The sequence below is a fragment of the Curtobacterium sp. MCPF17_031 genome (genome assembly GCF_003234035.1).
Classification (GTDB): Bacteria; Actinomycetota; Actinomycetes; order Actinomycetales; family Microbacteriaceae; genus Curtobacterium.
Genome location: NZ_QKSG01000017.1, coordinates 19,499 through 29,478 on the forward strand (window position 1 = coordinate 19,499; position 9,980 = coordinate 29,478).

At 71.9% G+C, this 9,980-nt stretch carries 6 protein-coding genes; 3 read left to right on the top strand and 3 right to left on the bottom strand.

The window, feature by feature from the left end:
* Positions 1–12 precede the first annotated feature (12 nt).
* Together DEJ31_RS16415 and DEJ31_RS16420 are read left to right on the top strand one after the other, a co-directional pair.
* Positions 13–1,827 carry a thiamine pyrophosphate-requiring protein gene (locus DEJ31_RS16415; RefSeq protein WP_111044023.1) on the top strand — a complete coding sequence of 605 codons (1,815 nt, stop codon included), beginning with the start codon at positions 13–15 and terminating at the stop codon, positions 1,825–1,827.
* Between the two features lie 151 nt (positions 1,828–1,978).
* A complete protein-coding gene (locus tag DEJ31_RS16420; protein WP_111122407.1) occupies positions 1,979–4,381 on the top strand; it encodes a bifunctional UDP-sugar hydrolase/5'-nucleotidase in 2,403 nt (800 codons plus the stop codon).
* A gap of 309 nt (positions 4,382–4,690) precedes the next feature.
* Here the strand turns inward: DEJ31_RS16420 and DEJ31_RS16425 are convergent, their stop codons facing one another.
* From DEJ31_RS16425 to efeU, 3 genes are read right to left on the bottom strand one after another with little or no spacing between them, the layout of a single operon-like run.
* Positions 4,691–5,989, bottom strand: coding sequence for a Dyp-type peroxidase (locus DEJ31_RS16425; protein WP_111122408.1), 1,299 nt, complete (start codon positions 5,987–5,989; stop codon positions 4,691–4,693).
* On the bottom strand, positions 5,986–7,233 hold the full coding sequence (efeO, locus tag DEJ31_RS16430; protein ID WP_111122409.1) for an iron uptake system protein EfeO: 1,248 nt from the start codon (positions 7,231–7,233) through the stop codon (positions 5,986–5,988). The genes DEJ31_RS16425 and efeO overlap by 4 nt, the downstream gene beginning before the upstream one ends.
* Positions 7,220–8,836, bottom strand: coding sequence for an iron uptake transporter permease EfeU (efeU, locus tag DEJ31_RS17680; RefSeq protein WP_111122410.1), 1,617 nt, complete (start codon positions 8,834–8,836; stop codon positions 7,220–7,222). Before efeU ends, efeO begins: the two co-directional genes overlap by 14 nt.
* A 70-nt stretch (positions 8,837–8,906) precedes the next feature.
* On the opposite strand from efeU, the gene DEJ31_RS16440 reads away from it, so the two are divergent.
* The gene (locus DEJ31_RS16440) at positions 8,907–9,761 is read left to right on the top strand and encodes a trimeric intracellular cation channel family protein (protein WP_110904541.1); all 855 of its coding nucleotides are present in this window, start codon (positions 8,907–8,909) and stop codon (positions 9,759–9,761) included.
* Positions 9,762–9,980: the final 219 nt, after the last annotated feature.

A 9,980-nucleotide genomic window follows, 5' to 3' on the forward strand; every position in this document is an offset into this window, starting at 1 on the left:
CACCTTGGGCGCATGAGCCAGAACGTGAGCGAATTCGTCCTCGACCGCATCCAGGCGTGGGGCGTGACCCGCGTCTACGGCTACCCCGGTGACGGCATCGGCGAGTTCGACGGCGCCCTGGGCAAAGCCGACCGTGCCGGTGAGGGCGTCGAGTACATCCGCCCCACGCACGAGGAGATCGCCGCCCTGATGGCGACCGCCCACGCGAAGTTCACCGGCGAGGTCGGGGTCTGCGTCGCCACGTCCAGCCCCGGCGCGTTCCACCTGCTCAACGGGCTGTACGACGCCCAGATGGACAACCAGCCCGTCGTCGCGATCGTCGGGCAGCAGGGCCTGGCGGCCGTCGGGACGTTCACGCAACAGGAGTCGAACCTCGAGCGGGTGTTCGCCGACGTCGCCTGCTACGTCCAGACGATCACCACGCCCGACTCCGCCGGGGTCATCGTGGACACCGCGTTCCGGACCGCGATGCTCCGGAAGCAGCCGGCCGTCGTCGTCCTCCCCCACGACGTGCAGGCGATGAAGTGGTCGACGCCGGGTTCCGAGCACTGGGTGTCCCGCTCGAGCGACGTGCCGGCCTCGACCCGGATCACCCCGCCGGCCGAGGACGTCCGGAAGATGGCCGAGATCATCAACGCCGGCGAGCGCGTCACCTTCCTCGTCGGTGCCGGCGCCCGTGGTGCCACCGACCAGGTGATCGCCGCGGCCGAGAAGGCCGGGGCCGGCATCATCACCGCACTGCGGGGCAAGGACGTCGTGCCCTCGGACGTGCCGTTCCACACGCAGCAGGTCGGACTCCTGGGCTCACGGCCGAGCCTGACGCAGATCAAGGAGTGCGACACGATCGTCCTCCTCGGCACGAACTACCCGTACGGCGAGTTCCTGCCGAAGGCCGGGCAGGCGCGCGGTATCCAGGTCGACATCAAGCCGGAGCAGCTCGGCGTGCGCTACCCGAACGAGCTGAACATGTGGGGCGACGTCGGCGCGACACTCGACGCGGTGCTGCCGCTGCTCGAGCAGAAGAGCGACCTGGGCTGGCAGGAGCAGCTGGCCGAGGAGATGCGCGAGTGGGAGGCCGAGATGGGCCGCCAGGCCGAGGTGTCCTACAGCGACGGTGTCAACCCGCGACGGGTGATCCACGCAGTGGACGAACGACTGCCGGAGGGCGTGACGGTCACCTGCGACGCCGGCACCACCGCCGACTGGTACGGGCACCACATCCGCCTGCGCCGCGGGATGCACGGCGACATGTCCGGCCGGCTCGCGACCATGCTCGCCGCGATGCCGTACGCCGTGGCGGCGAAGTTCGCGTTCCCGGACCGACCGGCGGTGTGCACGATCGGCGACGGCGCCTTCCAGATGCTCGGGATGAACGAGCTGATCACGGTGAAGAAGTACATGCACCGCTGGCAGGACAAGCAACTCGTCATCGTGGTCATGCACAACGACGACCTCGGCCAGGTCTCGTGGGAGATGCGGACCGAGGACGGCAACCCGATGTGGCGCGGGTCGCAGGACGTCGAGACGATGGACTACGCCGGGTACGCCGAGCTCCTGGGGTTCCAGGGCATCGCGGTGCACAGCGACGACGAGGTCGAGGCCGCCGTCGAGCGGGCCTTCGCCCACCAGGGCGTCACGCTCATCGACGCGTACGTCAGCCGGAGCGTCCCGCCGCTGCCGCCGCACATCACCAAGGAGTACGCGATGAACACGGCGAAGAGCCTGCTCAAGGGCGACCCCGTCGAGTTGGACGTCGTGAAGGACTCCGCGAAGGCGATGGCTGCCGACGTCGTCGAGCGTGCCAAGGGCGCACTCGGCCGCGACTGACCAGGACCACGGGTCGGCGGTGTTCCGGGGAGTTGAACAACACGTGACGCCGCGGACCCGGGTCTGGCGTGTCGCCTGTGGATCCTCGTAGGTTCGGCAGGTCGCGTCCCCCGTCCGGGGGCAGAACCACCACACCAGGAGTCCTCACACGATGAGCCCGTCCCACATCCCCGAGACCACCAGGCGGAGGCGCGGCATCGTCGCCGGCACCGCTCTCGCCACCGCCGGGGTCCTCGTCGCCCTCGGCGCCCCGACCACGGCGTCGGCAGCCGAGGCACCGACCATCGCCTTGCCGCCCGCAGCCGCGGCCGCCGGCGACACGACGATCGACATCGTCGACGTCAACGACTTCCACGGTCGCATCGAGTCCGAGGGGACCACGGCTGACAAGGCCGCCGGTGCCGCGAAGCTCGCCGCCGTCGTCCAGGCGCAGCGCGAGGCGAACCCGAACACCATCTTCACGAGCGCGGGTGACAACGTCGGCGCCTCGACGTTCACCTCGTTCGTGCAGGACGACGACCCGACGATCGACGTGCTCAACCAGATGCACCTCGACGTCAGCGCGATCGGCAACCACGAGCTCGACAAGGGCCAGGACGACCTCACCGGGCGCATCGAGGACCGGGCCACCTGGCCCTACATCTCGGCGAACATCGTCAAGGCCGGCACCACCGATCCGGCGTTCACCCCGTGGTCGATCGTCGAGAAGGGCGGCGTCAAGGTCGGCTTCATCGGTGCGACCACCGAGGCGCTCATCCCCGGGCTCGTCAGCCCGGGTGGCGTCAAGGGCCTCGCGATGGCCCCGATCGTCAGCTCGGTCAACCGCTACGCGACCGAGCTCACCGACGGCGACGCGACCAACGGCGAGGCCGACGTCCTCGTCCTGCTCGTGCACGAGGGCGCCACCACGAGCGCACTCAGCGACGCCACCGGCAGCGGTGCCTTCGGCCAGATCACCGGCAAGGTGTCGTCGAAGGTCGCCGCGATCGTGTCGGCGCACACCCACGCGGTGTACGACCACGAGATCGCCGGCCCGGACGGCACCGTCCGCCCGGTGATCCAGACCGGCTCGTACGGCATGAACTACGGCCACCTGCAGCTGACCGTCGGCGCGGACCACACGCTCACCGGCATCAGCGCCGAGGTGCTGCCGCTCAACACCGCGACCGCGGCTCCGAAGGACACCACCTCGGTCGACGCGGTGACGAAGACCGTCGCCGACGCGAAGGCCGTCGCCGACGTGAAGGGCAAGGAGCCACTCGGCACGATCACGGGCGACCTCCGCCGCGCACTGCAGTCCGACGGCAAGACCGAGAACCGCGGCGGCGAGTCGACCCTTGGGAACAACATCGCCGAGGTGCAGCGCTGGGCCACTGAACGCCAGGGGTCACAGATCGCCTTCATGAACCCGGGCGGCCTGCGCACCGACCTCGTGTACGCCTCCAGCGGTGCCGGCGACCCGGACGGCAGCGTCTCCTACAAGGAGGCCGCACTCGTCCAGCCGTTCGCGAACACCCTGGTCACCGAGGACCTCACCGGCCAGCAGATCAAGGACGCCCTCGAGCAGCAGTGGCAGCCGGACGGCCTCGAACGTCCGTTCCTGAAGCTCGGTGTCTCGAACGGCTTCGCGTACACGTACGACCCGTCCGCCGACCGCGGCGAGCGCATCACGGGCATGACCCTCGACGGTGAGCCGATCGCGCTCGATGCGACGATCAAGGTGACCGTCAACTCGTTCCTGTCGACCGGTGGCGACAACTTCGCGGCGTTCGCGGCGGGGACGAACAAGGCGGACTCGGGTCAGGTCGACCTGCAGGCGCAGGCGGACTACTTCGCGGCACACGACGCCGTCGCACCACCGATGGACCAGCGGTCGATCGGCGTCCGCACGACGCCGGTCCCCGAGGGCGGCTTCCAGCCCGGTGACGCCGTGACGGTCGACCTGTCCTCGCTGGTGTTCAGCAACGCCGGTGACCAGAGCGGTGACGTCTCGGTCTCCGCCGGGGACCAGGTGCTCGCCACGAGCCCGATCGACACCACCGTCGTCGACAAGACCGACGAGCAGGGTCGCGCCTCGCTGACCTTCACGGTCCCCGAGCCGGGCGTCGCCCAGCCCGCGGAGCCGGCAGCGCCGTCGGCTGGGTCCCGCCTGGCCGCCACGGCCGTCGAGACCTCGGACGAGCCGCTCATCGTGGAGCTGCCGAACGGGCAGCAGATCACGCTGGCCGTGACGGTCCCGATCGCGGTCGTCCCCGATCCCGGCACCGGTCCGGGTGAGCCCGTCGACGGCTCCGACCCGACGCCGACTCCCGTCCCCGGAAGTGGTGACGGGGGCTCCGGCGACACCGGCCTCGGCGGCACCGGCCCCGGTGTCGTCCCGATCGCCGGTGGCGGGATCGGCGCGGCCGACGGTGGTGCCCTGGCCTACACGGGTGCCGAGCTCACGGCACCGGCCATCGCGACCGGGCTGCTGCTCCTCGCCGGGCTCACCGCACTGCTGGTGGTCCGCCGGAAGCGTGCCGTGCACGACGTGGGCGAGCCTTCGGAGGGCTGACGCGCCTCCCGGCCTCGCGGTTCACCGACGGGCCCGTCCACCGACCGGTGGGCGGGCCCGTCCTGCGTCCTCCGGCAGCCGACTGGAGGGCGGCGCCTTCCTGCGTGGTCCGGCAGCCGCTCTCGGACAGCACGGGCAGTTTCCGCATGTCATCGCGGTACGCTGCACCGGTCGCCACGCGCGATGCGCCGCGCCGGGTCGCCGGACGGTGGTTCCGCCCGATCGGACCCCGCGTCGCGGGTGTCCTCCGCCTCCAGGGAAACGGCGGAGGACACCCCTCTCACCTCCTGGCGGTCACCGGTGCCGTGCTCAGCGGAAGAGCTGCTCGCCGATGTACGAGCCCTTGCGGGGTGCCGGCGGGACCGCGAAGACCGCCGACCCGATGTGTGCGATGTACTCGTTGAGCCGGTCGGAGGCGCCGAGCTTCCGCTGCAGCCGGGTGAAGTGGTCCGGGTCGTTCATGTACGCCACGAACAGCAGTCCGGCGTCGAGCTGCCCGTACTGGTTGAGGCCGTCGGTGTAGTTGTACCCACGGCGCAGGATCTTCACGCCGCCGTTCGCCTCGTGCGCGGCGAGGGCGACGTGCGAGCGGGGGTCGATCGCCGGCTCGCCGTGCGCGGTCGCCTGGAAGTCCGGGGTGGTGTGCTCCTGACCGCCGGAGAGCGGTGCCCCGGTGACCTTCGTCCGGCCGAAGACCCGCTGCTGGTCGCTGACGACGTCGGCGTCCCAGATCTCCAGGTTCATCCGGATCTTCCGGACCACCTGGTACGTGCCGCCGACCATCCAGTCGGCGTCCTCGTCGAGCCACACGAAGCGGTCGTGGTCGGCGTCGGTGGTGATGTTGCGGGTGCCGTCCTTGAAGCCCATCAGGTTCCGCGGGGTGGCCTGGGTGGGTCCGGCGGACGCCCGACCGAAGCCGAGGACGGTCCACTTCACCGTCGCGCTCCCCCGGGCCATCCGGGCCAGGTCACGGACCGCGTGGTACGCCACCTGCGGGTCGTCGGCGCACGCCTGCAGGGACAGGTCGCCGCCGGTCAGCCCGGACTCGAAGCGGTCGCTCGGCAGGGACGGCAGTTCGGCCAGGTCCGCCGGACGTTTGCCGGCCAGCCCGAAGCGCTCGTCGAAGACCCCGGGGCCGAGGCCGACCGTGACCGTCAGGGACGCGGGCCCGAGGTCGAGCGCCTCGCCGGTGTCCGCCCCGACGCCGTCCCCGTGCGTGGGTTCGACACTGCCGATCGTCTGCCCGGCCTGCAGCTGTGCGATCGCGGCCGACCAGCGGGCGAGCAGCACCTGCAGCTCGGTCGCGGTGCCGAGGGTCAGGTCGAAGGTCATGAACACGCAGTGGCGCTGCGGGTCGGTCCGGATGCCGCCCTGCGGCGATCCGGCCGCCGTCGCGTAGAAGGGGTGGCTGCGGGACATGTCGACGGACTCGTCGCCGTTCGCCGCCGCCACGAACGGGTCGACGCCGCTCGCCACCGCTGAACCGGCGATGCCGGCGGCCGCGCCGGCACCGGCGCCGGCGACGGCCAGTCCCGCGCCGAGCAGTCCTCGCCGCGAGACTCCACGGGTCTCGTCCTCCCCCGTGCTGCGGTCGTCGCTGTCGCTCACGCGGTGGCGACCTTCTCGGCCAGCCGGGACAGCGGGTCCTGCAGCGCCTGGACCTGCTGCGAGATCGCGTTCGCGTGTGCGGCTCGGGTGGCGGCGTCCCAGCTGTCGAACCCGCCGAGGTCGTCGGCGTTCCGGAACCCGTCCATGAGCGTGTTCGTGGCGTCGAACTGCTGAGCGATCTGCTTCGTCAGCGCCGGGTCGACCTTGGTCAGCCCGGGCTTGAGGTACGCGAAGGCCTGGCGGGAGCCCTCGACGTTCGCGGCCAGGTCGACGAGGTCGATGTGGCTGTAGGCCTCTTCCTCGCCGGTGATCTTGTTCGACTGGACCTCCTCGAGCAGGCCCGCGGCCCCGTTCGCCAGGTCCTCGGGCTTGTAGTCGAGGGTCGGCACGAGCTTCGCGAGCAGGTGCACGTTCGTGGCGAGGTCGTCGGCGTACCGCTTGGTGTCGGCGGTGATCGCACCGTTCCCGAACAGGTCGCGCTCGACGGCGTGGAAGCCGCTCCAGCCGACGGCCGGATCGGCGTTCGACGCGCGCATGTCGATGAGGTAGTCCAGGTTGCCGGCGTTGTCCGTCGCCTCGTGGCCCTGCTTCACGAACCCGTCGACGTCGCTCTCGACGTGCTCGTAGTACGGGCGGGCGTTCGCGTAGGCGGTCTTCGCGGCCGCCAGGTCCCCGGCGTCGACGTCCCTCTTGAGCTCGTCGACCGCGGTCACCATGTCGGCGACCTGGCCGTCGACGTACTCGGCGTACCCCTTCGTGCCGTCGCGGAGCAGGCTCGCGGCGCTGCTGTTCGCGGTCGACTTCACGGAGCCGGTGACGGTCAGGTCGGTGAGCTCGTGCTCCGCGCCCGGGCAGTACACCTGGTACTTCCCGCCGATGAGGGTCGCGGTGAACGAGACGGGGTCGAGTCCCGGCGCCAGGTTCTCCTTCTCGCCGAGGATCCGCTGGTCCTGCAGCAGCTCGACCTCGGTGATCGCGGTGGACGACTGGTTCTCCACCGTGAAGGTCACGGGGCCGGCGGCGACCTTGCTCCTGCTCACGGCGCAGCGGTCGGATCCGTCGTTCGTCAGCGTGACGGTGACGCGGGCCACCTTGCCGGAGGTCTCGGTGGCGTCGCCCGCGGCGGTCCCGTTGCTCGCGCAGCCGGTGAGGGCCAGTGCCGCGACGGCACCCAGCGCGCCGAGGGTGACGAGGCGCCCCCGCGTGGTCAGGGGTCGGACGGTGGTCGCTCTACCGAACGGCATCGGTGCTCCTTGCGGTCGCCGTGACGGGTGGGCCACGGGTGGGGGTGGTCGAGGGGACGGTCGAGTCGGGCAGGCCGAGGCGACGGCGGTCCCGGAGGGCGAGCAGCACCTGCGCTGCGGCGGCGATGCCGAGCGCGAGGGGCAGCCAGCGGGTCCAGAGGGCCAGCTCCGCGGTGTGGGTCCGGTCCGCCGCCAGGGCGGCGGTCGTCCGGTCGACGGTGGCGCGCGGGACGGCCCAGACGGTGCGGTCGAGGGTGCTGGTCCGGGCGGTCGGGAGGCCCCCACCGGTCAGCGTGAGCACCGAGCGTTCCACGCGGCTCGCGTCCACCACGCCGCCGTCGGCGCTCCACAGCGTCACGGTGTCGCGGGTCGCCCAGGAGGCCCGGTACGGCCCCGGCGCGCTGCTCGGCGAGATGCCGACCGGGATCCGGCCGAACAGCTGCACGAGGTCGTCGAGCGTCAGGGTGGCGGGCTGGTCGGTGTCCGCTGCGTCCGAGGGCGCGCGGTCCGACGTCAGGCGCCACCGGGCGGTCGCGGTGCCGGCGCGCACGACGCGGCGGTGGGCCGATGCTGGGAGGGTGATCCGGGCCTCCCGGCCGGTGCTGCCGGTGCTGCTGCCACCGACGCGGAGGCTGGCGGAGGACCCGGAGACCCGTGCGGTGACGGACGAGGCGTCGCCGGTGACCCGGGCAGTCGCGGGGACGTCGGGGTGACCGGTCGGCACGGCGACGGCGAGCGCGAACGCCGCGACCACGAGGCCGGACGTGACAGCGATCCGGACGGCGGGGACGCGGACGACCGACGGCTTCCAGCGGCGCGGCCAGAGCGACAGGGCCAGGACCGGGACGACGTAGAGCACCCAGCCGAGCACCTCGACGACCCGCGGGTCCGGCGGGATGCCGAGGACGCCGGTGACCAGGGCGCCCCGCACGGACCCGTTCGGGGCGAGCCAGGCGAGGTCGACGGTGCGCTGCTGTCCGATCACGACCCAGCCGGCCTCGTGCGCACGGCGGAGCACGGTGAGGACGAGTCCGGCGGCGACGAAGACCAGGAAGACACCCGTGCCGGTGAAGAACTTCGCCAGGTCCAACCGGACGCCGCCGGTGTAGATGCCGTACCCGATGACGACCGCCGTCGCGATGCCGACCACCGCGCCGACGGCGGCCGGTCCGGTGTCGCTCGACGCCTGGAAGGTCGCGAGGAGGAAGACCGAGGTCTCGAAGCCCTCCTTGAGGACGGCGAGGAACGCCATGCCGGCGAGTGCCCACGCGGTGCCGCGACCGAGGGCGGCGGAGGCGCTGGCCTCGAGTTCGCGGCCGAGGTGCCGAGCGTGGCTCCGCATCCAGACGATCATCCCGGTGACGAACACCACCGCGACGATGCCGATGAGCGCCTCCATGGCCTCTTGCTGCGCCTGCGGGAGCGCCTGCTCGACCGCCTGCAGCCCGAGCCCGACGGCGATGCTGAGGAGCACGGCGACGCCGACACCGGTCCACATCGGGCCGAGGGGCACGCGGTTCCGACGGAGAAACGCGGCGATGATCCCGACGATCAGGGTGGCTTCGAGGCCTTCACGGAGACCGATGACGAGTGTGGCGAGCATGACGAAGGTGAGGCTAACCTAACCGGCGCACGAACCGCCAGCGGAGGACGCGTGCGCTTTGATGGTCCTCATGAACCTGCTGACGGTGGACGGCCTCGCCGCCGTGACGAACGTGCTGGACCTCGCCGGGGTCTTCGCGTCCGCACTGCTCGGTGGCGCGGTGGCACGGTCGATGGACTTCGACCTGTTCGGCTTCCTCGTCGTGGGGTTCGTCTCGGGACTCGGGGGCGGCATGCTCCGCGACGTCCTGCTGCAGGACGGACCGCCGGTCGCGCTCACCGACCCGCTCTACGTCCCGGTCGCAGTGGCCGGGGCGCTGGTCGCGTTCTTCGTGTCGTTCTCCGAGCGCGGGTGGGACCGGCTGTTCACGTTCCTCGACGCCGCCGTCATCGGGTTCTGGGCGGTGGTCGGGGTCCAGCGCACGTTCGACGCGGGGCTCGAGTGGCCCGCCGCGATCATCATGGGGACCATCACCGCGGTGGGCGGCGGGGTCGGGCGCGACCTGCTGTTGCGCCGGGTGCCCGCGGTGTTCGGCGGCAACGCCCTCTACGCCTCCGTCGCCGTCGCTGCGTCCGCCGTGATGGTCGGGGCGTCCGCGCTCGGCTCCCCGACGATCGGCATCGTCGCCGCCGTCGTGTTGTCGCTGCTGCTGCGCTGGGGAGCCGTCCGCTGGGGCTGGGGTCTGCCGAACGGCCGCAACTGGCAGCCGCAGTCCCAGCTCGCCTCGCTGCTCCGGCGCGGCCGCGGGCGGGGACGGACGCCGCGACCGGTCCGTCCGGGTGCCGCCCGGTTGCTGCGTCGCCCCGGGCAGCGCGCCGGTGCGGGCGGCGTGCACACCGGGAGCATCCGCATCGACAGCGTCCACACCGGCACCCTGCCCGTCACTCCGGACCAGCCACACCCCGTGGAGCACGGCGAGGACTGACCCGCCGCCCTGTGCACGACGACCACCAGGTCGTACACTCGAGACCGCCGGGTATGGACCCGGCTGCACTCCCTCCGAGGACGGACCGACGTGACCCGAAGACGGCGGTCCTGACGCCGGGTGTGCAGGCACCACGTGTCGGCACGAGGGGCAACCGCTCCGCGCGGGATCAGCACGCGGCGCGGTCCCCCGGGCCCCCCGCCGGCTCCCCGACCGGGC

Excerpts from the sequence above, each read along its gene's own strand:
- DEJ31_RS16415 (WP_111044023.1), top strand. The coding sequence starts at position 13 with ATGAGCCAGAACGTGAGCGAATTCGTCCTCGACCGCATCCAGGCGTGG.
- DEJ31_RS16420 (WP_111122407.1), top strand. The coding sequence starts at position 1,979 with ATGAGCCCGTCCCACATCCCCGAGACCACCAGGCGGAGGCGCGGCATC.
- efeO (WP_111122409.1), bottom strand. The coding sequence starts at position 7,233 with ATGCCGTTCGGTAGAGCGACCACCGTCCGACCCCTGACCACGCGGGGG.
- efeU (WP_111122410.1), bottom strand. The coding sequence starts at position 8,836 with ATGCTCGCCACACTCGTCATCGGTCTCCGTGAAGGCCTCGAAGCCACC.
- DEJ31_RS16440 (WP_110904541.1), top strand. The coding sequence starts at position 8,907 with ATGAACCTGCTGACGGTGGACGGCCTCGCCGCCGTGACGAACGTGCTG.